The 23,914-nt window shown below is 70.0% G+C and carries 24 protein-coding genes; 10 read left to right on the top strand and 14 right to left on the bottom strand.

All coding sequences use genetic code 11. From position 1 onward, the window contains the following. Nucleotides 1–88: 88 nt before the first annotated feature. Complete coding sequence (locus tag NON00_RS20115) at nt 89–1,513, bottom strand: M20 family metallopeptidase (protein ID WP_256024502.1); 1,425 nt, start codon at nt 1,511–1,513, stop codon at nt 89–91. A 158-nt stretch (nt 1,514–1,671) separates the two neighbouring features. On the opposite strand from NON00_RS20115, the gene NON00_RS20110 reads away from it, so the two are divergent. Continuing rightward, nucleotides 1,672–2,781: an alpha/beta fold hydrolase gene (locus NON00_RS20110; protein WP_256024501.1), complete on the top strand. Its 1,110-nt coding sequence runs from the start codon at nt 1,672–1,674 to the stop codon at nt 2,779–2,781. Between the two features lie 165 nt (nt 2,782–2,946). On the opposite strand, the gene NON00_RS20105 is transcribed toward NON00_RS20110, so the two are convergent. From NON00_RS20105 to NON00_RS20055, 11 genes are all read right to left on the bottom strand, one after another. Next, on the bottom strand, nt 2,947–4,431 hold the full coding sequence (locus NON00_RS20105) for a carboxypeptidase M32 (RefSeq protein ID WP_256024500.1): 1,485 nt from the start codon (nt 4,429–4,431) through the stop codon (nt 2,947–2,949). Beyond that, on the bottom strand, nt 4,428–5,135 hold the full coding sequence (locus NON00_RS20100) for an SURF1 family cytochrome oxidase biogenesis protein (protein WP_256024499.1): 708 nt from the start codon (nt 5,133–5,135) through the stop codon (nt 4,428–4,430). The genes NON00_RS20105 and NON00_RS20100 overlap by 4 nt, the downstream gene beginning before the upstream one ends. A gap of 191 nt (nt 5,136–5,326) precedes the next feature. Further along, nucleotides 5,327–6,178: a cytochrome c oxidase subunit 3 gene (locus NON00_RS20095; RefSeq protein ID WP_256024497.1), complete on the bottom strand. Its 852-nt coding sequence runs from the start codon at nt 6,176–6,178 to the stop codon at nt 5,327–5,329. Nucleotides 6,179–6,301: 123 nt separating this feature from the next. Continuing rightward, nucleotides 6,302–6,946: a cytochrome c oxidase assembly protein gene (locus tag NON00_RS20090; protein WP_256024496.1), complete on the bottom strand. Its 645-nt coding sequence runs from the start codon at nt 6,944–6,946 to the stop codon at nt 6,302–6,304. Between the two features lie 24 nt (nt 6,947–6,970). Continuing rightward, a complete protein-coding gene (locus NON00_RS20085) occupies nt 6,971–7,126 on the bottom strand; it encodes a hypothetical protein (RefSeq protein ID WP_256024495.1) in 156 nt (51 codons plus the stop codon). Then, nucleotides 7,123–8,091, bottom strand: coding sequence for a heme o synthase (locus NON00_RS20080; RefSeq protein WP_256024494.1), 969 nt, complete (start codon nt 8,089–8,091; stop codon nt 7,123–7,125). Before NON00_RS20080 ends, NON00_RS20085 begins: the two co-directional genes overlap by 4 nt. Nucleotides 8,092–8,106: 15 nt before the next feature. Next, a complete protein-coding gene (gene ctaD, locus NON00_RS20075; RefSeq protein ID WP_256024493.1) occupies nt 8,107–9,717 on the bottom strand; it encodes a cytochrome c oxidase subunit I in 1,611 nt (536 codons plus the stop codon). A 45-nt stretch (nt 9,718–9,762) separates the two neighbouring features. Beyond that, complete coding sequence (coxB, locus tag NON00_RS20070) at nt 9,763–10,692, bottom strand: cytochrome c oxidase subunit II (RefSeq protein ID WP_256024492.1); 930 nt, start codon at nt 10,690–10,692, stop codon at nt 9,763–9,765. A gap of 312 nt (nt 10,693–11,004) precedes the next feature. After that, complete coding sequence (locus NON00_RS20065) at nt 11,005–11,343, bottom strand: helix-turn-helix transcriptional regulator (protein ID WP_256024491.1); 339 nt, start codon at nt 11,341–11,343, stop codon at nt 11,005–11,007. Between the two features lie 8 nt (nt 11,344–11,351). Continuing rightward, entirely contained in the window at nt 11,352–12,074 is a 723-nt protein-coding gene (locus NON00_RS20060) for a class I SAM-dependent methyltransferase (protein ID WP_256024490.1), read from the bottom strand. A gap of 131 nt (nt 12,075–12,205) precedes the next feature. Then, entirely contained in the window at nt 12,206–13,084 is an 879-nt protein-coding gene (locus NON00_RS20055; protein ID WP_256024489.1) for a DMT family transporter, read from the bottom strand. Between the two features lie 121 nt (nt 13,085–13,205). Here NON00_RS20055 and NON00_RS20050 point away from each other — a divergent pair, with 121 nt between their 5' ends. After that, nucleotides 13,206–13,676 (top strand): L-2-amino-thiazoline-4-carboxylic acid hydrolase, encoded by a 471-nt coding sequence (locus NON00_RS20050; protein ID WP_256024488.1) that lies wholly within the window; start codon nt 13,206–13,208, stop codon nt 13,674–13,676. Nucleotides 13,677–13,779: 103 nt separating this feature from the next. Here the strand turns inward: NON00_RS20050 and NON00_RS20045 are convergent, their stop codons facing one another. Next, complete coding sequence (locus NON00_RS20045; protein ID WP_256024487.1) at nt 13,780–14,490, bottom strand: SIMPL domain-containing protein; 711 nt, start codon at nt 14,488–14,490, stop codon at nt 13,780–13,782. A gap of 211 nt (nt 14,491–14,701) precedes the next feature. Here NON00_RS20045 and NON00_RS20040 point away from each other — a divergent pair, with 211 nt between their 5' ends. From NON00_RS20040 to phnE (NON00_RS20005), 8 genes are all read left to right on the top strand, one after another. Then, nucleotides 14,702–15,637, top strand: a complete 936-nt coding sequence (locus NON00_RS20040) for a LysR family transcriptional regulator (protein ID WP_256024486.1) — start codon at nt 14,702–14,704, stop codon at nt 15,635–15,637. Between the two features lie 207 nt (nt 15,638–15,844). Further along, entirely contained in the window at nt 15,845–16,750 is a 906-nt protein-coding gene (locus tag NON00_RS20035) for an EamA family transporter (RefSeq protein WP_256024484.1), read from the top strand. Between the two features lie 110 nt (nt 16,751–16,860). Continuing rightward, nucleotides 16,861–18,546: a methyl-accepting chemotaxis protein gene (locus tag NON00_RS20030; RefSeq protein WP_256024483.1), complete on the top strand. Its 1,686-nt coding sequence runs from the start codon at nt 16,861–16,863 to the stop codon at nt 18,544–18,546. 192 nt (nt 18,547–18,738) lie between these two features. Then, nucleotides 18,739–19,587: a phosphonate ABC transporter ATP-binding protein gene (gene phnC / locus NON00_RS20025; RefSeq protein ID WP_256024482.1), complete on the top strand. Its 849-nt coding sequence runs from the start codon at nt 18,739–18,741 to the stop codon at nt 19,585–19,587. Between the two features lie 88 nt (nt 19,588–19,675). Further along, nucleotides 19,676–20,647, top strand: a complete 972-nt coding sequence (phnD, locus tag NON00_RS20020; RefSeq protein WP_256024481.1) for a phosphate/phosphite/phosphonate ABC transporter substrate-binding protein — start codon at nt 19,676–19,678, stop codon at nt 20,645–20,647. 167 nt (nt 20,648–20,814) lie between these two features. Continuing rightward, nucleotides 20,815–21,780: a phosphate/phosphite/phosphonate ABC transporter substrate-binding protein gene (phnD, locus tag NON00_RS20015; protein ID WP_256024480.1), complete on the top strand. Its 966-nt coding sequence runs from the start codon at nt 20,815–20,817 to the stop codon at nt 21,778–21,780. Between the two features lie 3 nt (nt 21,781–21,783). Beyond that, entirely contained in the window at nt 21,784–22,680 is an 897-nt protein-coding gene (phnE, locus tag NON00_RS20010; RefSeq protein WP_256024479.1) for a phosphonate ABC transporter, permease protein PhnE, read from the top strand. Beyond that, nucleotides 22,680–23,534, top strand: coding sequence for a phosphonate ABC transporter, permease protein PhnE (gene phnE, locus NON00_RS20005; RefSeq protein WP_256024478.1), 855 nt, complete (start codon nt 22,680–22,682; stop codon nt 23,532–23,534). Before phnE (NON00_RS20010) ends, phnE (NON00_RS20005) begins: the two co-directional genes overlap by 1 nt. A gap of 141 nt (nt 23,535–23,675) precedes the next feature. On the opposite strand, the gene NON00_RS20000 is transcribed toward phnE (NON00_RS20005), so the two are convergent. After that, a partial coding sequence (locus NON00_RS20000) for a GcrA family cell cycle regulator (protein WP_305123478.1) occupies nt 23,676–23,914 on the bottom strand: 239 nt, incomplete at its 5' end.

Genomic DNA, 23,914 nt, shown 5'->3' with positions numbered 1-23,914 from the left:
CCCCCCCCCCCCCCCCCCCCCCCCCCCGCCAAACTGAAAGAAAGTCTTTTTGCTTCTTTTTCTTCAGAAAAAGAAGAATATTAATAACTTAATGGCCATTGGCCATGTCGAGCGGCGGCGGGATGTCCTTCGGGATCGGGAAGATATCCGGCTTCCCGGCGGTGCGGGCGGCGTGGTCGGCCTTGGCGCGGGCGAGAAGCTCCGGCTTGGTCAGGATATCCACGGCGGTGCCGGCCATCACCTTCGCCACATGCTCCAGGCCCTTATGCGCCGCCGGGGCCTTGCCCTGGGCGACCAGCTGCCAGGAATGGCCGGGCGTGCCGATGGCATAGGTGGCGCCGCGCGCCTGCACCGTCGGTACCACCCAGGACACCGTGCCGACATCGGTGGAGCCGATGCCCGCCGGCTCAGGCGCGGAGAGCGGCACCAGGCGCTCGGCCAGCACCTCGCCGGGGATGGGGTCGAGGCCGGCGCGGAGATAGGCGGCGCGGATCTCGCCCGGGGTGAGCGTGGCCTGGATCTGCCGGGCGAAGTCCTTGTCCGCCGCATCAAAGCCGGGCGGGCCGAGGCGGAGGAAGTTCTCCTCCATGGCCTGCTCCAGCGGCGGGTTGGCCACCAGCTCGGCATCGGCACTCAGCACGCGGTGGGTGACGCTGGTTTCCGTCATCAGCGCCGCGCCCTCGGCGATCTTCTTCACCCGCTCCAGCAGGGTGAGCACCTCCGCCATGGTGAGGGAACGGACGAGGTAGCGCACCCGCGCCTTGCCCTGCACCACATTGGGGGCGATGCCACCGGCATCCTGCAAGGCGTAGTGGATGCGCGCATGGTCGGGCATGTGCTCGCGCATGTAGTTGACGCCGACATTCATCAGCTCGACGGCATCCAGCGCGGAACGGCCGAGATGCGGCGCGGCGGCGGCATGGCTGGAACGGCCGGTGAAGGCGAAATCGACCTCCATGCAGGCCAGGGAGCGCGGCTTGTTGACGCCGGAAAAGGCCGCCGGGTGCCAGCAGATGGCGATGTCCACGTCATCAAAGACGCCCTCGCGCACCATGAAGCCCTTGCCGGAGCCGCCTTCCTCGGCGGGGCAGCCATAATAGCGGACGCGGCCCTTGATGCCGTTCTCCGCCAGCCAGTCCTTCACCGCCGTGGCGGCGAGCAGGGAGGCGGCACCCAGCAGGTTATGCCCGCAGCCATGGCCGCTGCCCCCCGCCTCCAGCGGGCGATGCTCCGCCACACCGGCTTCCTGGGAAAGGCCGGGCAGCGCGTCATATTCGCCGAGGATGGCGATGACCGGCCCTTCCTCCCCCGCCTCGCCGACCATGGCGGTGGGGATGCCGGCGATGCCGGTGGTGACGCGGAAGCCCTCGGCCCGCAGCGCCTCCCCATGGGCGGCGGCGGAGCGGTGCTCGGCATAGTTGAGTTCGGGGGTTTCCCAGACCTGGTCGCTCAGTTCGGTGAAGCGCTCGCGCTTCGCCTCGACATGGCGCCAGATGGAGTCCGTGTTCTGCATGGCGGTCATCCTTCGCGGCGGCAGTGTAGCGGGCGGGCGGGCGGGCTCAAACGGGGGACGGGATCGGACATTTTGTAACGATATCGAATCACTTTCGCCGGCGTGATAGAAGGGCGGCGCGTCCATGCCCGCTGCCTGCTGCCCGGAGGGAAAAGGCCATGCCGGTGACCGTCTATTACGCCACCTCCCGCGCCTCGACGGGGGATAGCGACCCCGCCCGGGCCTATGCCGATACGCTCAGGCCGCCGGGGGAACTGGCCTGGGGCACGGCCCTGGTCGGCGATGCGCGGCTGGGGCGACTGGAAACGGGGCCGATCCAGAGGCTGGACATGGCCCAGCAGCCCGGCATCCCCCTGGACCATGCCGAGGCCCTGCTGGCGGAGGGGGGCGACCTGCTGATTTTCCTGCACGGCTTCGCCAACAGCTTCCCCGATGCCATCACGCGGGCCGCCTTCAACGCGCAGTGGCTGGCCTCGGCACGGGCGGGCGGCCGGACGCTCAGCGTGCTGGCCTTCTGCTGGCCCTCGCAAGGGGAGGTGGTGGACCCGGGCGATGTGGTCCTGGGCGCGCTGGCGGCGCCGCTGACGCTGGTGCTGGCGTGCAGCGGCAAGACCATCAGCCCGCTCTGCAATGCCTATCAGGACGACCGTGCCATGGCCAAGGGCAGCGGCGCGGCTCTGCACAGCTTCCTGGACCGCATCCGCCCGCTTCTGGCTGAGATGCGGGCCGCGGGCCGCCGCGTCGTCCTGCTGGCGCACAGCATGGGCACGCTGGTGCTCGCCAAGGGGATCGAGGCCATGCAGGCCACCGCCCTGCCGCAGGAAAAACTGTTCGACGAAATCCTCCTCGCCGCCTCGGATGCCGATTGGTCGGAGGGGGTGGGAGCGGCGCCTTCCTGGCTGCTGGCCCTGCCACGGATCGGCCAGCGCGTCAGCGTCTATCACAGTTCGGCGGACCAGATCCTGCGGCTGAGCGCCACGATCACCGGCCGCCAGCGCATCGGCCGGAGCGGGCCTTTCGGCCTGCCGGATGCGGCGCTCTACCCGGCGGCATCCTGGCGCTTCGTCGATTGCCATGCGCTGACGGACATGCAGCCGCACCACTCGCTCGACAGCTGCCACCAGTATTACCGCCGCCTGCCGGTGGTGCGCGACGACATCGCGGCCATCCTGGATGGCGGGGCGGGCGGCGGCGTGCTGGCGCTGGAGGATCCTCCCGGCACACCGTCCTGGCCTGAACCGGTGCCCAATATCAGCAATGGCGGCTGAGCGGCGCGGGCAACACGGAACGCGTGCTCCTGAGAGGGGCTTTGCCCCTCTCAGACACTCCCCACCAAAGGCCTGAGGCCTTTGGAAACCCAACAGAAGGCGGGTGCAGGGAGCCCTGCTCCCTGCTGGGGGAGCTTGAGGGGGCAAAGCCCCCTCAAGACCACATCACCCCACCAGATACCGCTCCGTCAGGTGCCCGATGAAATCGGCGGGGTCGAGCGGCTTGCCGGTGGCGTGGCGCAGCAGGTCCTGGAAGCCGAGGCGCGCGCCCTGGCCATGCACCTTCTCCCGCAGCCAGCCGCGCAGCGGGGCGAAATCCCCCTCCCCCAGCGCCGCGTCCAGCCCCGGCAGGGCGGCGCGGGCCGCGCGCATCAGCTGCGCCGCCGCCATGGCCCCCAGGGTGTAGGAGGGGAAATAGCCAAAGGCGCCGTCATGCCAGTGGATGTCCTGCAGGCAGCCGCGCGCGTCATCCGGCGGGGTGAGGCCGAGCAGCCGGGCGAAGCCCTCATTCCAGGCCCCGGGCAGGTCATCCACCGCCAGATCCCCGCCGATCAGCGCGCGTTCCAGGCGGAAGCGCAGGATGACATGGGCGGGGTAGGTCAGCTCATCGGCATCGACGCGGATGAAGCCGCGCTCCACCCGGCGCCAGTGGCGGGCGAGATTCGCCGGGGCATAGGCCGCCGCCGGGCCGCCAAAGGCGGCGTGCAGGCGCGGCCCGGCGAAGCCCAGGAAGGAATCGGAGCGGCTGGCCTGCATCTCGATGATCAGGCTCTGCGATTCATGGGCGGCCATGCCGGCGGCCTCGCCCACCGGCTGATGCGCCCAGGCGGCGGGCAGGCCGCGCTCATAGAGGGCGTGGCCCGTCTCATGCAGCACGCCGAGCAGCGCCTGAGCGAAATTCTCCTCCGTGTAGCGGGTGGTGATGCGGACATCGCTGGGGATGCCGCCGCAGAAGGGATGCAGGCTTTCATCCAGCCGGGCATGCTCGAAATCGAGGCCGACGCGCTCCGCCATCTCGCGGCAGAGCGCCTTCTGCACCGCCACCGGGAAGGGGCCGGGCAGCGGCAGCGGCGCCGGGCGGGCGGCCTGGAGGGCCTCGGCGCGCGGCAGGGCCTCGGCCAGGAAACCCTCATAGGCGGCGAAGATCGGCTCCACATCGGCGGCGCCGATGCCGCGCTGGTAGCCCTCCATCAGCGCGTCATAGGGGGAGAGGCCGGTGGCGGCGGCGAGGGCCGTGGCCGTCTCGCGCTGAAGGCGCACCACCTCGGCCAGCCAGGGCCGCACGCGGGCGAAGTCCGAGGCGGCGCGGGCCTCGCGCCACACCGTCTCGCAGGCGGCATTGGCGCGGGTGCTGGCCTCGACGAGCGCGGTGGGCAGGGCGGTGGCGCGGGCCTGGGCGTGGCGCATCAAGGCGAGGTTGGCGCTGTCCCACTCGCCTTCCGCCGTGGCGGCGGCGAGGTCCTCGGCCATGGCGGGCGCCGTCATCAGCTCATGGGCGAGGCCGGCCAGGGCGGCGAGCTGCTCGCCACGCGCTTCGGCGCCGCCGGGCGGCATGACGGCGGCGGCATCCCAGTGCAGCATCGCCTGGGCCTCGCCGAGCAGGGCGATGCGGGCGAAGCGGGCCTTCAGGCGGCGATAGGCGTCGTTCATCGGGGTTCGGGATCCTTCAGGCGGCGGCGCGCCCAGACGGCGAAGACGCCGAGCAGCGAGAGCGCCAGCCCATACCAGGTGATGACATAGCCCAGATGGTTGTTGGGCGGGCGCGGCAGGGCACGGGCCGGCTGCGGCAGGGCGCCGGGCGCCTCAGGCGCCGGAGCTTCAGGCAGCAGGGCCACCAGCGCATAGGGCGCGAGGCCAGGCATGCCGAGGGCGGCGCCGATGGCGGGGATATCCATGGTGTAGAAGCGCCGCCCCGCCGGGTCGTCCGTGGCGGCGAAGGCATCGCGCGCCTCGGAGGGGCGGACATAGCCGGTGATGCGGATCTCGCCCTCCGGCCGGGCGATGGCGGCACTGCGCTCCAGCGGCACCCAACCGCGATCCACCAGCAGCGGCGGCAGGCCGGGGCGCTCCAGCGGGGTCAGCAGGGCCGCGCCCATCACGCCATTGCGGATGGAGATGCCCAGCAGCACCTCCCGGTCATGCCGCAGGCGGCCGGTGGCGGAGACCTTGCTCCAGTCCTCGGGCGCGGCGGCGGTGAGGGGCTGGGGCGGCCCGGCCTCGGAAGCGGCGATGCGCGCCAGCAGCGCGGTCTTCCATTCCAGCCGCTGCCATTGCCAGGTGCCAAGGCCGAGCAGGATGGCCAGGACCGGCAATCCGGCCAGGGTGGGGAGGAGAAGGCGGCGCCAAGGTGTCACGATGGGTTTTCCCGTGCGGCATCGCGGGCGGCCAGGGGACGCCGGACGCAAAACGGGGCGGCCATAGGGACCGCCCCGGAGTCTCTCCACTCCTGGTCATGAGGGGGCTTTGCCCCCTCAAACTCCCCCAGCAGGGGACAGGGTCCCCTGCACCCGCCTTTCGGAAAAAGGCGCCGGGTCTTTGTGGCGGCTCAGTGGTGGGCGATTTCGCCCGCGCCGAGGACGTAGACGCAGACGAAGAGGAACAGCCACACCACGTCCACGAAGTGCCAGTACCAGGCCGCCGCCTCGAAGCCGAAATGGCGCTTCGGGGTGAAGTGGCCCTTCCAGGCGCGGACGAGGCAGACCGCGAGGAAGATGGTGCCGACGATGACGTGGAAGCCGTGGAAGCCGGTGGCCAGGAAGAAGACCGAGGGGTAGACGCCGCCGCCATGGAAGGCGAAGGGAGCCTCGGCATACTCGACGGCCTGGAAGAAGGTGAAGAACATGCCGAGGAAGACGGTGAGGGACAGGCCCTGGAGCAGGCCCTTGCGGTCCCCCGCCAGCAGGGCGTGGTGGGCCCAGGTGACGGTGCAGCCGGAGAGCAGCAGGATCAGCGTGTTCAGCAGCGGCAGGTGGAAGGGATCGAAGGTGTGGATGCCCGCCGGCGGCCAGATGGCCTTCGCCGCGCCGGAGACATGCTCCGGATAGAGGGCGAAGTGGAAATAGGCCCAGAAGAAGGCGACGAAGAACATCACCTCGGAGGCGATGAACAGCATCATGCCGTAGCGCAGGCCGAGGCGGACGACAGGGGTGTGGATGCCCGGCGTGCGGGCCTCGCGCACCACGTCGCGGAACCAGAAGTACATCGAGGCCAGCACGACCAGCACACCGAGGCCGAGCACCCAGTGGATGCCCTTCTGGGCGAAGAGGATGATACCCAGCACCAGCAGCCCCGCGCCCAGCGAGGAGACCATGGGCCAGGGGCTGGGCTCGACCAGGTGGTAGGGATGCTTGTTGGGGGGCGGGATATCCGCGTCCACCGTCACGTTGTTGCTGGCCATGGGGCTTCCTGGACCTGACACAGGGGATTCGTTCAGAGCGTTCGGGCACGGCCTGGACCGTGCCCGGGCCACCCTGTCGTTACGGAATGCATCATCCCGAAAACAGGGTGCGGATCAAGCCTTTCACCGCGTGAGGGTGGGGCTTTGCGCGGGTGGCTCCAGCGCGCTGGCCTTGCCGACATGCGGCCCGGCCTTGGCGACGGCGCCGGCCTTCTCCGCATCCGCCAGGGTGCGGAAGAAGGTGTAGTTGAGGGTGATGGTGCGGATGCCGCGCGTTTCCGGATTCTCGGCGATCTTGGGATCGACCCAGAAGGTGACGGGCATCTCGACCTGCTGGCCCGGCTGCAGCGTCTGCTCGTCGAAGCAGAAGCAGTGGACCTTGTGGAAATAGGGGCCGGCCACCTCGGGCGTCACATTGTAGGTGGCGATGCCGGTGACGGGCGTGCTGGCCTGGTTGCTGGCGGTGTAGAAGGCCAGCGCCTCCTCCCCGAGCCGCAGCTGGACGCTGGGCTGCTCCGGCAGGAAGCGCCAGGGCAGGTTGGGGTTGGTGTTGGCGGAGAGGCGGATGGTGACGCGGCCCGCCCCTTCCGCGGCGCCCGGGGCGGCGGCGCCCAGCATGGGCGTGCCGCCATAGCCGGTGACGGCGCAGAAGATGCGGTAGAGCGGCACGGCGGCGAAGGAGAGGCCGAGCATGCCGCAGACCACCACGGCGCTGCCGAGGGCGAGGCGCCGGTTGCGGCGGGCGAGCCCGGGATCATCAAGAGCCATGCGGTGTTTCCTCCCCTTCCCGCTTCAGTGAACCTGCATCTTGGCCATGGCGACGAAGTAGAAGATCGCCACCAGGGCCAGGAGGGTCAGGAAGACGGCCCAGTTGCGGCCGCGGCGGCGGCGGATGAAGGCCGCCTTTTCCTCCGGCGTCATGCCGGCGGGTGTGGGATTCGCGCTCATGAGCCAAAGACCAGATGGTCCGCCGCCAGGGCGGCGAAGAGCATGAAGAGATAGAGGATCGAGAATTTGAAGGCGGCGCGGGCCGGGGCCTCGTTGTTGAGGCTGCGGCCCTGCTCGTCCTGGGCGTCGCGCTTCACGCCCCACATGGCGTGCAGGAAGAACAGGCCGAGCACCAGGGCGGCGGCGCCATAGGCCGGGCCGGCCATGCCGACCAGCACGGGGGCGAGGCCGAGCGGCGCCATCAGCAGGCTGTAGAGCCAGATCTGGCGGCGGGTTTCCTTCGCCCCGGCGACGACGGGCAGCATGGGCACGCCGGCGCGGGCATAGTCGCCACTGGCGAAGAGCGAGAGCGCCCAGAAATGCGGCGGCGTCCAGAAGAAGATGATGGCGAACATCACCACCGCCTCGATGGTGACCTGGCCGGTGACGGCGGCCCAGCCGATCATCGGCGGGAAGGCGCCGGCGGCACCGCCGATGACGATGTTCTGCGGCGTCCGGCGCTTCAGCCACATGGTGTAGATGAAGACATAGAAGCCGATGGACCCCGCCAGCACGGCGGCGGCGACCCAGTTGGTGGCCAGCCCCATCAGCACGACGGAGGCGATGGCGAGGAAAATGCCGAAGGCCAGCGCCGCATCGGCGCGGATGCGGCCGGCCGGGATGGGGCGGGTGGCGGTGCGGCGCATCACCGCGTCGATATCGCGGTCATACCACATGTTGATGGCGCCGGAGGCCCCGGCCGCCACGGCGATGCAGAGGATGGCGGTGGCCGCCAGCACCGGGTGGATATGGCCGGGCGCCACCAGCAGCCCGACGAGCCCGGTGAAGACGACGAGCGACATGACGCGCGGCTTCAGCAGCGCGACCCAGTCGCGCACCTCGCTCAGGTCAAGCTCACCCGACGTGCCGAGGGGGGCCGCAGCCCCCCCCAACCGGATCTCGGTCTTGATCGCGCTGTCACTCATCGACCGGAAGCTACCTCAACGGATACGGGGCAGTTCATCAAAGGTGTGGAAGGGCGGGGGCGAGGCCACCTGCCACTCCAGGGTCGTCGCGCCCTCACCCCAGGGGTTCGCCGCGACCTGCTCCTTGCTCGTGAAGGTGCGGTAGCAGACGTAGAGGAAGACGACGAAGGAAGCGACCGAGATATAGGCGCCGAGGCTGGCGATCAGGTTCCAGCCGGCGAAGGCATCCGGATAATCCGGGTAGCGGCGCGGCATGCCCTGGGCGCCCAGGAAGTGCATGGGGAAGAAGGTCAGGTTCACGCCGACGAAGGTCAGCCAGAAGTGGAACTTGCCCCAGAACTCCGGGTACTGCTTCCCGCTCATCTTGCCGATCCAGTAGTAGAAGCCGGCATAGATGGAGAACACCGCGCCGAGGGACAGCACGTAGTGGAAGTGCGCCACGACGTAGTAGGTGTTGTGCAGGATCACGTCCACAGAGGCATTGGCCAGCTTGACGCCGGTGACGCCGCCCATGGTGAAGAGGAAGATGAAGCCGAGGGCGAAGAGCATCGGCGTGCGGAAGGTGATCGAGCCGCCCCAGATCGTGGCGATCCAGGAGAAGATCTTGATGCCCGTCGGCACGGCGATGACCATGGTGGCGGCCATGAAGTAGGCGCGCGTGTCCACCGAGATGCCGGAGGTGAACATGTGGTGCGCCCAGACCACGAAGCCCACCACGCCGATGGCCACCATGGCGTAGGCCATGCCGAGATAGCCGAAGATCGGCTTGCGGCTGAAGGTGGACAGCACGTGGCTGATGATGCCGAAGCCCGGCAGGATCATGATGTAGACTTCGGGGTGGCCGAAGAACCAGAAGAGGTGCTGGAACAGCACCGGGTCACCACCGCCGGCCGGGTCGAAGAAGGCCGTGCCGAAGTTGCGGTCGGTGATCAGCATGGTGATGGCGCCACCGAGCACCGGCACCGAGAGCAGCAGCAGGAAGGCGGTGACGAGCATGCCCCACACGAAGAGCGGCATCTTGTGCAGCGTCATGCCGGGCGCGCGCATGTTGAAGATGGTGGTGATGAAGTTGGCCGCGCCCAGGATGGAGCTGGCGCCCGCCAGGTGCAGGCTGAACAGCGCCATGTCCACGCCCATGCCGGACTGGTAGGTGCTGTTGGACAGCGGCGGATAGAGCGTCCAGCCCGTGCCGGCGCCGCCCACGAAGAGGCTGGCCACGGCGAGCGCCAGGGCCGGCACCAGCAGCCAGAAGCTGATGTTGTTCAGCCGCGGGAAGGCCATGTCCGGCGCGCCGATCATGATCGGCACGAAGTAGTTGCCGAAGCCGCCGATCAGCGCCGGCATGATGACGTAGAACACCATCACCACGCCATGGGCGGTGACGGCCACGTTCCAGGCCTGGCCATCGGCGAAGATCTGCATGCCGGGCGACTGCAGCTCGATGCGCATCAGCAGGGAGAGGCCGATGCCCACGAAGGCCGCCGCCACGGCGAAGATCAGGTAGAGGATCCCGATATCCTTGTGGTTCGTGCTGAAGAACCAGCGCGCCACAAAGCCCGGTGTGTGGTCGTGGTGGCCATGGTCGCCATGGCCGTGTGTGTCATGCGTGTTTGACGCGGTCGCCATCGTTGTCCGTCCGTCCCGCTTTCGAACCGTCTTTTACGCGCCGTGTCAGCGGCTGAGCTGCGCCAGCTGCTGGCCCGGCAGGGCCTCGGCAGCGGGAGCAGCGGCCCCGGCGAGCACCGCCGGCATGCCGCCCGGAGCCGTGTCCGCCTGGGCGAAGCGCTGCTTGGCGCCCGCCACCCAGGCATCGAACTCCGCCTGCGGCACTGCTTTGACCACGATCGGCATGAACCAGTGGTTAGTGCCGCAGATCTGGTTGCACTGGCCGTAGAAAGTGCCCACCCGGTCGGCCCGCAGCCAGGTTTCCATGGTGCGGCCGGGGATCGTGTACTTCTGCACGCCGAGGCTCGGCACGAAGAAGCTGTGGATCACGTCCTGGCCGGTGGTGATGATGCGCACGGTCTTGCCCACGGGGATGACCATCGGCTCATCCACGTCCAGGTTGCGCAGCTGGCCGGGCTTCAGGTCGGCCTCCTGGATCGGGTAGCTGTCAAAGGCGAAGTTGCCCTGCTCCGGGTAGGCATAGTGCCAGTACCACTGGCGGCCGGTGACGTTCACCGTCAGCTCGGCATCCCGCGCGCGGTCCTGGTAGTAGATCAGCCGGAAGGAGGGGATGGCGATCACGATCAGGATCAGCACCGGCAGGACGGTCCAGGCCACTTCCAGCAGGGTGTGGTGGCTGGTCCGCGAGGGCACCGGGTTGGCCTCGGCGCGGAAGCGCCAGATGGCATAGGCCATCAGCACGCCCACGAAGACCGTGATCGCGATGATGATCCACAGCACCAGGTTGTTGAAGTCGTGGATCGCTTCCTTCAGCGGGCCAGCCGCCTTCTGGAGCGCAATCCCCCACGGCACCGGCGCGCCCACCATGGGCGCGCTGTCCTGGGCCAGGGCCGGCGCCCCGTTCAGCAGAGAGGCCGCCGCCACCGCAAGGGTGGCCGGCAAACCTGCGAATCGCGAAACGATCGACCGCCGCATTCCCTATCCCGTCCGCTCGTTATCCAGGCGTCCCGGTTGACCGGGGCGCCGGCGCTTTCACGCATCAAGCCGGAACCGCACCGCACGGCCCGGCCACCCCCCCTGCGGGGCACGCAGGAGAAGCATATCGGCCGGACCATAATCGCGTGGCACCGCCCCGCACAAGTGATGGCGGGGCGGCAATGTGCAAGCGCCCTTTCATAAGACGATTTGGCAAACAACCACATCGTTACCGTCTCATGCGGCGAAACAATTCCACCGATGGAGACCCCGACTCGCACCCCTCCGTGCCCGGCCGCCGCCGCCCCCGAATCAGCCGCCGCCGCCGGGGGGAAGCTCGGCCTCGGCCTCCTCCTCCCGCACATGGTCCACCATGTCCGACAGCATCGAGCGGATATGCGCGTCCGTCACCGCGTAGAAGACCTGCCGCCCGCGCCGCTCCGCCTGCAGCAGGCGCGCCGCGCGCAGCAGCCGCAGGTGGTGCGAGGCGAGGCTCGCCGAGATGCCCAGCGCCTCCGCCATCGCCCCCACCGGGGCCGGCATGTCCAGGCAGGAGAGGATGATGCGCAGCCGCGTGGGGTCGCTCATCAGCCAGAACATGCCGGCGAGCTCGGCGACCTGGTCCTCCGCGATCCGGGGGCCGGCCGCCATGCCGCGCCTCAGGCCGCGGCGGCCACGGCCTGCACCCCGGGCTGCGCATTGCGCAGATGCACCAGGGTGAAGAGCCCCGCCGGCGGGCAGGGCTGGATCTGCTCCACCTGCACCTGCTCGCGGTCGAACAGGTCGGCGAAGGTGAAGTCCGGGTGCCAGCCCAGGATGCGCGAGAGCGGCGCCATCGTCCGCTCCACCCACCAGCGCGGCCCCGCCTCGGCGGCGAAATGGTTGACGAAGAGCAGGTGGCCGCCCGGGCGCACCACGCGCTGCATCTCCGCCATCAGCTTCTTGGCGTCCGGCACCACGCTGGCGGTGAACATCGCCACCGCGATGTCGAAGGCGCCGTCCTGGAACGCCATCTGCTCGGCGTCCATCTCCAGCAGGCCCTCGACATGGGCGAGGCGCTCCTCGCGCACCCGCTCCTCCGCCTTCAGCAGCATCTCGCGCGAGAGGTCGATGCCCACCACGCGCTTCTCGGCGCGATAGCGCGGCAGGGCGAGGCCGGTGCCCACCCCCACCTCCAGCACGCGGGTGCCGGGCAGGCGGTTCACCGCCGCCACGGCCCGGCGGCGCCCGTAGGAGGAAACCCCCCCGAACACCGCGTCATACACCCCCGCCCAGCGGCGATAGGCATCCCGCACCGAATTGGCGTCCAGCGCCGCGCGCGGGTGATCCCGCAGCGCACCCTCAACCGCCTGGTCCCGCGGCGTTCCGAATGTCGTGGCCATTCCCTGTCCTCGCGCCCGCATTCCGCTACCCCCTCGGCGCCCTCGGCGCAAGCCGCAGATGCTTGAGCCGGCCCCGCGCCCACCGCACGGCAACGCGCCCTATGGTATTCGGTTACGCAGACGCCACAAGCTCACCCCCGCCGCTGCGGCAGGGCCACCAGCACGCCCCCCAGCGCGATCACCATGGCCCCCAGCAGGGTGAAACGGTCCGGCCAGTCGCCAAACACCAGCATGGAGGCCAGCACGGCCCAGATCAGCTGGGTGTAGCTCATCGGCGCCAGCAGGCTGGCCGGGGCGCGGCTGAAGGCCAGCACCAGCATGGCATGCCCCGCCGCCCCCAGCAGGCCCAGCACCGCCAGCCCCGCCCAGCCCTGGGACAGGCTCCAGGCATCCGCCGGCCATTCCCACACCAGGGGCTGGGCCAGGGCGCTCACCAGCGTGGCGGCCAGGCCGGTGTGCAGGATGGTGGTGCGCGGGTCATCCACCGTGGCGAGGCGGCGGGTCAGAATCTGATACACCGCGTAGAGCGCGGCGGTGCCGAGCGGCAGCAGGATGGCCCAATGCGGCAGCGGTCCGCCGGTCAGGAAGGGCGGGCGCAGCGCCACCACCACCCCGGCCAGCCCGATCCCCACCCCAAGCCAGCGCCGCGCCCCCACCGGCTCCTTCAGCCAGAGCGCGGCCAGCGCCACCGTCAGCAGGGGCGAGGCGAAGTTCACCGCTGTGGCATCCGACAGCGGCACATGCGCCAGCGCATGGGAGAACAGGAAATTGGCCGAGGCCAGGGAGAGGCTGCGCAGCGCCTGCAGGCCCGGCGCGCGGGAACGCCACGGAAAAGACCCCGTGAACAGGCGCAGCAGCACCGCCACCGCCGCCACATGAACCAGGAAGCGGCAGAACAGGATCTGCGGCACCGGGAAACTCGCCGTCATCACCTTGATGGTGGTGTCCATCGCCACGAACAGGGCGATGGCGGCCAGCTGGAGGAGAATCCCGGTGAGGGTCGTGGACATTTCGCGGCCATCATGGCACCGCCGGGCCGGGCTGCCATCCCCCCCCCACTCTCGCCCCCCCTCGCCCGCCGCCGCCCCGCCGCGCTAGCCTCGCCGGCGGGACCGTGAGGAGTGACCTGCCATGACCGTCTCCATCCTGGAGCAGCGCCGCATCGAGGCGGCCTTCGCCAAGGGCATCTATGAGGAAATGGCGGCCGAGCTGGGGGCCGAGACAGCACGGCGCATCCTGCGCCAGGCCGTGGTGAAGCTGGCGAAGCAGGCCGCCGCCGACATGGCCGCCGAGGCACCCGAGCCAAGCCTGGAGCATTTCGTCAGCATCCAGCCGCGCTGGACGCGCGAGGACGCCCTGCGCATCGATGTGGTGCGCCAGGACAAGGCGCATTTCGACTTCAACGTGACGCGCTGCCGCTATGCCGAGACCTATAAGGAGATGGGGCTCGGAGAACTCGGCGGCATCCTCTCCTGCAACCGCGACGGCGCCTTCTGCGAGGGCTACGACCCCCGCCTGAAAATGTCCCGCAGCCAGACCATCATGGGCGGGGCCAGCCATTGCGACTTCCGCTACACCTGGGAAGACGACGCCGGGAAGTGAGAGATAAGAAGTTTAAGAAATAAGAAGTAAGAAAGCGCCGGGGGAACTGAGTTCCCCCGGACCCCCGCATCCGTTGGGCGCCAGCGGATGGCGGAGCCCCTGGCTACTTCACCAGGAGGATCTCCGCCGCCGCCGTGGCGCTGATGATGATGTCCTCCGGCGCTGAAACCGGGGCCGGGGCGGCCTCGCGCCGCGCCATCATGGCCATCATCGGGCGCGGGCCGGGCTGATCCGGCGCGTCCAGCCGCAATTCGCGGATACCCTCCACCCGCAGGCCGAGCTGCGCCGCCACCGCCACGGCACGGGCGCGCAGGGCGTCGATGGCCAGCGCCCCGGCCTCCTGCCGCGCCGCCTGCGCCGCCGGGCGGGAAAGCGACCAGGACAGCCCGCCCAGCGCCAGCCCCTGCTGCTGCAGGCTGCCAGCGAGTTCGAGCAGCGCCCCCGCCTCCGCCCCGCGCAGGACCAGCGCCTGCCCGGCCTGCCATTGCCGCGTCTCCTCCACCCGCTGCGTCCAGGAACCGCCAGTGGTGGCGGTGACGCCGGGCACGGCGCGGGCAGTGGCCAGGGCGCGCTGCATCACCGTGTTGAGCTGCGCCTGAGCCAGCGCCGCGCTGCCACCGCGCTGCTCGGCCCGCAGGGTGGCGTGGATCTCGTCGGGGGCCCGGGTGACCTCGGCGCTCTCGCTCAGCAGCAGGCGGGTGCCGCCCTCGGGCGCCGCCGGGGCCTGGGCGGCGGCCGGCGGCACCAGGGCGGCGGTGAGGACCGTGGCGAGGGTGGCGGCCAGCACCGGGAGGCGGGCCAGGCTGCGGGTCATGGCGGTTCCTTGCCGGATATGCATCGCGCCGGATATCGGCGCGCGGCCGGTGGGGCGGAAGGCCCGCGGCGGTCACGCCTGCGCCAGGGAGGCAGGCCAGTGGGGACAGGCCAGTGGGGGCGGGGCAGAGGGGGCGGGGCAAGGTCTTGTATCTGACGCGCGGCGCCAAAGCTTCTAGCCTCCCTGCCTCCCGCACCGCTAACAGGCCCCCATGAGCCAGACCCCGCACAACGGCCACCTGCCCGACCTGAACCTGCTGCGCCTCTTCGTGGCCCTCGCCGAGGAGCGGCACGTCACCCGCGCCGGCGAGCGGCTCTTCCTCTCCCAGCCGGCTGCCTCGGGCGGGCTGAAGCGGCTGCGCGAGCAGTTTGGCGACACGCTGCTGGTGCGCCAGGGCGGCGAGCTGCGGCTGACGCCGCGGGCCGAGACGCTCTATGCCGCCATCGCCCCCCGGCTGCGCCAGCTCGATGCCGAGATCGCCGCCGCCACCCCCTTCGCCCCGGAGACGGATGCGCGGGACTTCCACCTGGGCTGCACCGACTCGGCCGCCTTCGCCCTCATCTCGCCCCTGCTGGCGCGGCTGCAGGTGGAGGCGCCGCTGTGCAACCTGGCGATCCATGTGGGGGATTTCCGCACCCTGCCCGTCATGCTGTCCCAGGGCGAGATCGGGGTGGCGCTGGGCTATATCGGCCAGGACCTGCCGGCCAATGCGCGGATGCGCGTGCTGCGGCATTCCGGCTGGGTGCTGCTGCGCGACCCGCAGACGGCGCCCGTGACCAGCCTGGAGGATTACTGCGCCCGCCGCCACGCCCTGATCTCGCCGCGCGGCGACCTCAGCGGGCTGGTGGATGCGCTGCTGGAGCAGCAGGGCCTGTCCCGCCGGGTGGTGCTGGGGGTCAGCTCCTTCGCGCTGCTGGCCGCCGCCCTGCCGGGCACGGATCTGGTGGCAACGGTGCCGGACTACGTCGCCGCGCAGCTGGCCATGCGCAAGGGCCTGGCGATCGACCCGACGCCGATGGCCCCCGCCCCCGTGCCCTACTCCCTCGTCTGGACGGAGGCGCAGGACCGCGACCCGGCGCAGCGCTGGTTCCGCGGCGTGCTGCTCGAGGTGTTCAACCAGGCCTTCTCCGAGCTGCAGCGGGGATAAGCCGCCCCGGCTTCCGGTGGCTTCTGACAGATGGGTTTCCAAAGGCCTCAGGCCTTTGGTGGGGAGAGTTTGAGAGGGGCGAAGCCCCTCTCAAGGCCAGCGCGCCCTGCCACCTCTGGCGCCGTGCCGCGATCTTTCTGCCGCCCGGCGGTCCCCTCGCGCGGCGGGATGGCCTAGGCTTGGGGTTTCCCTACCCCGGACCCCGCCATGCCGCTCTGGATCGCCGCCACCCTGACCGCCGCCCTGTTGCAGACCTGGCGGACGGCCCTCCAGCAGAAGCTGCGCGGCGAGCTTTCGGTCAATGCCGCCGGGGTGGTGCGTTATCTTTATGGCGTGCCGGTGGGGGCGGCGCTGCTGCTGGCCTATGCCCTGGCCAGCGGCGCCATGCCGCCCGCGCCCAATGCCGGCTTCCTCGCCTACAGCGCCGCCGGGGGGCTGATGCAGATCCTCGGCACCAACCTGCTGATCATGGCCTTCGGCGCGCGCGGCTTCGCCGTCGGCACCGCCTATGCCAAGACGGAGGCGGTGCAGGGCGCGCTGCTGGCGCTGCTGCTGCTGGGGGAGCGCATCTCGCCCCTGGCCTGGCTCGGCACGGCGCTGGGCGTGGCGGGGGTGCTGCAACTCTCCCTGGCGGGCAAGGCGGGGGGGCCGGCGGCGCTGCTGCGCGCCACGGCGCAGCCGGCGGCGCTGTTCGGCCTGGGCGCCGGGGCGTGCTTCGCGCTCACCGCCATCCTCATCAAATCGGCCAATTTCGAGCTGGACCACCCGGACCCGGTGCTGCGCGCCCTGGTGACGCTGGTGGCCACCAACATCCTCCAGACGCTGATGCAGGGCGGCTGGCTGGCGGCGCGGGAGCCGGCGCAGCTGCGCGCGGTGTTCCGCAGCTGGCGCGTCAGCGCGCCGGTGGGGGCGCTCTCCGCCTGCGGCTCGGCCTGCTGGTTCACCGGCTTCGCCCTGGCGCCGGTGGCGCTGGTGCGGGCGGTGGGGCAGACGGAAATCCTCTTTACCCTTCTGTTCAGCCGCTTCTACCTGCGCGAGACGCTGCGCGCCGCGGAAGTCACCGGGGCCATCATCGTGGTGGGCGGTGTGATTCTGGTGCTGCTCGGGCGGTGAGTCCTTTGCCTGTTTAAGGGCTCGCTAAGGGTTGCCTCGCTAATCTGCGAGGCGCCGGCCCACATCACACATTCGTGACCCCAGGCCGCCAAGGAGGAGTCGCGGTCTTCATGGGTTTCCTGAGCAATCTCGGCATCCGCAGCAAGCTGAGTTTGGCCTTCGGCGGATTGCTGCTCATGGTCCTGTTGATGGGCGGCATCGGCCTCCAGGAAATGAGCCGGATCAACCAAAGCACCTTAACCATGGGCACCAACTGGATGCCCGCCGTCGATGCCATCGGCGATCTGCGCGCGACAGCGACACGGGTGCGGCTGGTGGCCTTCCAGGTGGTGACGGCGGAGGACGAGGCCGGGCGGCAGAATGCGCTGGGCCGCCTCGAAGCCCGCATGAAGGCGATGCGCGAGGCCCAGCGCATCTACGAGGCCACGATCAGCGAGCCGGATGAGCGGGCCGCCTATGCCAGCTTCCAGCAGCGCTGGCAGACCTATGTCGCGGCACAGGACAGTGCCTTCGCCCAGGCGCAGCAGGACCGCTCCGCCGCCATCCGCGCCTTCAGCGCCCCCGCCGCGGCTGTCTACAATGAGGCCTGGGAGGCCCTGGAGCAGGCCAAGGAGGCCAACCGCAAGGGCGCGCAGCGCAGCCTCGCCGAGGCCCAGGCCACTTATAACGAAGCCTTCTGGATCAGCATCGTGATTGGCGTGGTGACGCTGCTGGTCACGATCGGCTGCACGCTGTGGCTGAGCTTCGACCTCGGCAAGCCGGTCACGGAGATGACGAAGCGCATGCACGGCCTGGCCGGGCGTGACATGGCCAGCCCCATCCCCGGCGTGGGCCGGAAGGACGAGGTGGGGGAGATGGCCAGCGCCGTCGCGGTGTTCCGCGACAGCATGATCGAGGCCGAGCGGCTGGCCGCCGAGCAGGCCGCCGAGCAGACCCGCCGCGCCGAGCGCGGGGTGAAGCTGGACGGGCTGGTGAAGGGCTTCGAGGAGGCGGCGAGCAGCCTGTCCTCCACCCTCTCCTCCGCCGCGACCGAGTTGGAGGCCACCGCGCGCTCCATGAGCGAGGCCGCCGGGCAGGCTGACCGCCAGGCCAGCGCCGTGACCAACGCGGCCGAGGAAACCAGCGGCGGCGTGCAGACCGTGGCCGCCGCGGTGGAGGAGCTGACCGCCTCGATCGCCGAGATCAACCGGCAGGTGGCGCAGTCGGCCACCATCACCAGCCGCGCCACGGACGAGATGCAGCGCACCGACGCCACCGTGCGCGCCCTGGCCGAGGGTGCCCGGCGCATCGGCGACGTGATCGGGCTGATCCAGAGCATCGCCGGCCAGACCAACCTGCTCGCCCTCAACGCCACCATCGAGGCCGCCCGCGCCGGCGAGGCCGGCAAGGGCTTCGCCGTGGTGGCTTCCGAGGTGAAGAACCTCGCCAGCCAGACCGCCAAGGCCACCGAGGAAATCGGCGCCCAGATCGCGCAGATCCAGAGCGCGACCGAGGAGGCGGTGACCGCCATCCAGGGGATCGGCAGCACCATCAGCGAGATCAGCGCCATCGCCAACAGCATCGCCACCGCCGTGGACGAGCAGGGGCAGGCGACGCAGGAGATCGCCCGTTCCGTGCAGAAGACCGCCATCTCCACCCGCGACGTGACGCAGAATATCAGCGGTGTCAGCCAGGCCGTCAGCATCACCGGCCATGCGGCCGAGGATGTGCTGAGCGCCGCCGGCCAGGTGGCGCAGCAGGCCGGCCAGCTCGGCGTCGAGGTGGGCGGCTTCATCAAGGCGGTCCGCGCCGCCTGAGGCCCTTCCAGGGGCGCCCCTCCCTCGGGCGGGGCGCCCACAGAAAAAAGTTTTTTGGTTCTTTTTTCCAAAAAGAACCCTCCCCTGCCCTCCTCTCCGCAGGGCAGCCAGACGCGACACAGGCTTGTCATTGCCTGGTCATTCCCCTGTCATGGCCGGGCGCTATAGCCCCCGCCATGCGAAGGATGGCCGATGCTCCAGCTTGACAACATCTCGCGCCGCTTCGGCGCGACGACGGCTGTGGACCGCGTCAGCCTCACCGTGCCGGCCGGGCAGATGGTGGGGGTGATCGGCCGCTCCGGCGCCGGCAAGTCCACCCTGCTGCGCATGATCAACCGGCTGACCGAGCCTTCCGAGGGCCGCATCCTCTGCGATGGCGTCGAGGTCACCGCGCTGCGCGGCCAGGCCCTGCGCGACTGGCGCACCCGCTGCGGCATGATCTTCCAGCAGTTCAACCTCGTGCAGCGGATGGACGTGCTGACCAATGTCCTGGTCGGCCGGCTGAACCACCATCCCGGCCTCGCCGGCACCCTGGCCACGCTGCTGAAGCGCTTCACGGCGGAGGAGCGGGCGATGGCGCTGATGGCGCTGGACCGCTTCGACCTCGCCGCCCAGGCGCTGCAGCGGGCGGACACGCTCTCCGGCGGGCAGCAGCAGCGCGTGGCCATCGCCCGCGCGCTGATGCAGGAGCCGCGCATCATCCTGGCGGACGAGCCCATCGCCAGCCTCGACCCGCGCAATGCCCGCACCGTGATGGACGCGCTGCGCGACGTGAACCGGCGCGACGGCATCACCGTGCTGTGCAACCTGCACCACCTCGACACCGCCCGCGAGTATTGCGACCGCATCATCGCCATGCAGGGCGGCCGCATGATGTTCGACGGCCCGCCGGAGGCGCTGACGGCCGCGCGGCTGCGCGAGATCTACGGCGTGTCGGAAGCCGAGTTCGATGAATGCAGCACCGTGGAGCCCGCCCGCGCGGCGGCCCCCAAGGCAGCCCCCGGTGCCGGACCCAGCCAGGCGGCGCCCCTGCCCGCCTGAGTCTTCTGCCCGATTGAGTCTTCTGCCCGACTGAGCCCCCTTCCCGCCGGACCGCCGCCAAGGCTGGCCGGCCTCATGGAGAGACCCGATGATCACGCGTCGCATGCTGGCCGGCCTGATGGCCGGTTCCGCGCTGCTGCCTGCTGCCCTGCGCGCGCAGACGGTTGAAAAGGTCGAGATGCCGGCCACCGGCGAGCGCCCCTGGGCGAAGCAGGTGCCGCAGCTCCGCATCGGCCTGCTGGGCGGCGAGAACGAGGCGGACCGCCTCGGCCGCTTCGAGGCCTATGGCAAGCTGATCGAGGCCACCTTCAAGGTGCCCGTCCGCCTCTTCCCCGCCGCCGACTATGCCGGCGTGATGCAGGCCTTCTCCGCGAAGCAGATCGAGATGTCCTCCATGGGCGCCTCGGGCTATGCCGGCACCTGGCTCGACACCAATGGCGGCGTGCAGCCGCTGGTCGTGCCGCGCGAGAATGACGGCAGCATCTCCTATGTCTCGGTGATGATCGTCCGCAAGGACTCCGGCATCACCAGCCTGGAGCAGATGCGCGGCAAGTCCCTCGCCTGGGCGGACCCGAACTCGACCTCCGGCTATCTCGTGCCGCGCTCCGAGCTGCGCGGCGCCGGCATCGACATCAACCACTATTTCTCGCGCACCGGCTTCGCCGGCGGGCATGAGCAGGCCGTCGTCGCCGTGCAGCAGAAGCAGTACGACGCCGCCGTGACCTGGGCCTCCGGCCAGGGCGATGTCGCCCAGGGCTATAGCCGCGGCAATCTGCGCGCCATGGTCGAGAAGAAGATGCTCGACATGAACGACATGCGCATCATCTGGACCTCGCGCCCGATCCTGAACGGCCCGCTGGTGGTGCGCAGCGACCTGCCGGAAGGCTTCAAGCAGGATATGACGCAGTTCCACATGGCCCTCGCCAGCGCCCACCCGGAGATCTACGCGCAGATCGAGCGCGGCGGCGGGCTGGGCTATGCCAAGGTCACGCATGAGCAGTTCGAGCCGATCGTCCAGCTCCGCCGCGAGGAAGCGGCCGAGCGGCGCCGCCGGTCGTAATCCAGGCAGAGCCTTCTTTTTCTGAAGAAAAAGAACATTTCTTCTCTTTCCCCTGGCCTTCCTCAAGGCAGGCATACGGACTGGCCGCTGTTGCTTTCCGCGCGGATGGCAAAAAGATGGGCCCACCGGGCGGAGTCTTCCCCCGGCTTTGCTGATTGGGGCGCCCCATGCTTCTGAACCGCCGCCGCTTCATGGCCCTGCCGCTCACGGCCCTGCCCTCCCTGGCGCTGGCCCAGGGGACGGGGCATCCCTTCCCCGCCGCCGGGCGCCGCGCCTGGGCCGATGCCATGCCGCGCCTCGGCATCGCGCTGATGGGCGGGGAGAACGAGGCCGACCGCCTGGCCCGCTTCGATGGCTACCGCGCTTTGCTGGAAAAGACCTTCGAGATCCCCGTCCGCGTCTATCCCGCCGGGGATTATGCCGGGGTGATGCAGGCCTTCGCGGCGAAGCAGGTGGAAATCGCCTCGCTCGGCTCCGCCGCCTATGCCGGCGCCTGGATCGACACCAAAGGCGGCGTGGAGCCGCTGGTGGTGCCGGTGCAGGAGGATGGCTCGAAGGGCTATCTGGCGGTGATGGTGGCGCGGGCGGATTCCGGCATCACCGATCTCGCCGGGATGCAGGGCAAGGCACTGGCCTGGGCGGACCCCAACTCCACCTCCGGCTACCTGATGCCGCGCGCCGCGCTGCGCCGCCAGGGCATCGCGCCGGAGACGTATTTCGCCCGCACCGGCTTCGCCGGCGGGCATGAGCAGGCGGTGGTGGCCGTGCTGCAACGGCAATATGACGCCTGCTGCACCTGGGCCTCCGGCCAGGGCGACGAGGCACAGGGCTTCACCCGCGGCAATCTGCGCGCGATGGTGGAGAAGGGCATGCTGACCATGTCCGACCTGCGCATCGTCTGGCGCTCCGAGCCGATCGTGACCGGCCCGATCACCGTGCGGGCCGACCTGCCGGCGGCGCTGAAGGCCGATCTGCTGGCCTTCTTCCTCGCCCTGCCCAGCGCCTACCCGGAGATCTACCGCCAGATCAGCCGGGGCGAGGGCGCGGGCTATGTCCCCGCCCGGCACGAGGACTACCAGATCTTCATCGACCTCAGACGAGAGGAGGCGGCGGCCCGGCGCCGCCGCGAATAGCGCATGGACGCCATCGCCGCCCATCTCCCGGTGGTGCAGCGCGGGGAGGCCGCCTTCCAGGCCCTCCGCCGCCAGCGCCGCCGGGTGACCCTCGGCAGCCTCGCCCTGCTCGCCGCCGCGCTGCTGCTGGCGGGCTGGATCAGCGAGTTCTACCCGGACAAGCTGGCCGCCGGCCTGCCGCGCATCGGCGAGTATTTCGTCAAGATCCTGCCCTCGCTGGAGGCCCGCCACCTGCTGGCGGATTGGGAGACGGAGGGCAGCATCGCCTTCTGGTTCTACCGCCTCGACAAATGGGCGCTGCTGCTGGCGCAGACGGCGCAGATGGCGGCGCTGGCCACGCTGGGCGGCGCGGCCGTGGCGCTGCTGCTGGCCTTCCCGGCGGCGCGCAACCTCGCCCCCTCGCGCTGGCTGCACCAGCTCACGCGGCGCGGGCTGGAGGCGACGCGCACCGTGCCCGAGATCGTCTATGCGCTGATCTTCGTCTGGGCCTTCGGCGTCGGGCCGCTGGCGGGCATCCTGGCCATTGCCCTGCACACCGCCGGGGCACTCGGGAAACTCTTCGCCGAGGTCATGGAAAATGCCGAGATGCAGCCCTGGGATGGCGTGCGCGCCTCGGGCGGCAACTGGGCGCAGGCCTGCCGCTACGCCATCCTGCCGCAGGTGGCGCCGAACCTGCTCAGCTATGCCCTGCTGCGCTTCGAGATCAATGTGCGCGGCGCCAGCGTCATCGGCTTCGTCGGTGCCGGCGGCATCGGGCAGGAGCTCTATCAGGTCATCGCCTTCAACTACTACGAGGAGATCAGCGCCATCGTCGTGCTGGTCATCGCCGCCGTCATGCTGATCGACCTCGTGTCGGAGCGGCTGCGGCACCGCCTGATCCATGCCGAGGGAGCGCGCTGATGGCCACCCCCACCGCCACCGAGATCGCCACCTGGCGCGCCCGCGCGCCGCGCGCCTTTGGCCGCCCGGTGCGGGAGCGGGCGCTGCTCGCCCTGGCCGGCGCCGCCTTCCTGCTCTGGCTGGGCTACAGCTTCTGGCTGTTCGACATCACGCCCGCGCGGCTGTGGAACGGCCTGTCCGGCGTCATGACCATCCTGCGCCTGATGGTGCCGCCAAGCCCTGGCGAGCTCTGGATGGAGATCCTGAAGGGCATGGCGGAAAGCGTGGCCATGGCCTTCCTCGGCACGGTGCTGGCGGCGCTGCTGGCGGTGCCGCTGGGCTTCCTGGGGGCGCGCAACATCGTCACCGTCACACTGCTGCGCTTTTCCGTGCGGCGGCTGTTCGATGGCATCCGCGGCGTGGATCAATTGATCTGGGCGCTGGCCTATGTGCGGGCCGTCGGGCTGGGGCCGCTGGCCGGCGTGCTGGCCATTTTCACCAGCGACCTCGCCGTGCTGGCCAAGCTCTATGCCGAGGCCATCGAGAATGCGGAGAAGCGGCAGAGCGAAGGCGTCCTCGCCTCCGGCGGCAACCGGTTGCAGGCCATCCGCTATGGCGTGCTGCCGCAGGTGATGCCGGTGATGCTGGCCCAGGCGCTCTATTTCTTCGAGAGCAACACGCGCTCGGCGGCCATTCTGGGTGTCGTCGGCGCGGGCGGCATCGGCCTGCAGATCGCCGAGCGCATCAAGGTGCGGCACTGGGACGAAGTGGCCTTCATCATCATCCTGATGGTGCTGACCGTCGCCGCCATCGACCTGCTCTCGGGCAGCATTCGCCGCCGGCTGATCGGGCGGCGGGATGCGGCCGTGCAATAAGTCAGTAAAAAAGAAGTTCTTTTTTATAAAAAAGAACCAAAAAATTTTTCCAGTTGGCGACCCACCTCAGGACCGAAGCGGAACGCCAACTGGAAAAAGTCTTTTTGCTTCTTTTTCTTCAGAAAAAGAAGATTTCTTCTTTCAAGCCGCATCCTCGCGCCGGTCCCGGGCCTTCACATAGGCCACGGCGGCATGCTCGGGGCAGTAGGGCTTCGAGGGGATCGCCTCGGCGGTGCAGAAGCGGAACTCCGGCGTGCCAGGCTCCCCGATGGGCCAGCAGCAGGAGCGGCCGCCCATGCGCTGGAAGGGGCGCACCACGGCGGGCGGCGGCGCCGGGCGGCGGGCCGGGGCGGGCGGGCGCGGCGCGGCCAGATTGGGCG

The sequence above is a fragment of the Roseomonas sp. GC11 genome (assembly GCF_024437745.1).
Classification (GTDB): Bacteria; Pseudomonadota; Alphaproteobacteria; order Acetobacterales; family Acetobacteraceae; genus Pseudoroseomonas.
The sequence above is the reverse complement of the archived record's forward strand: the minus strand, read 5'-3'. Positions and strand labels throughout refer to the sequence as shown.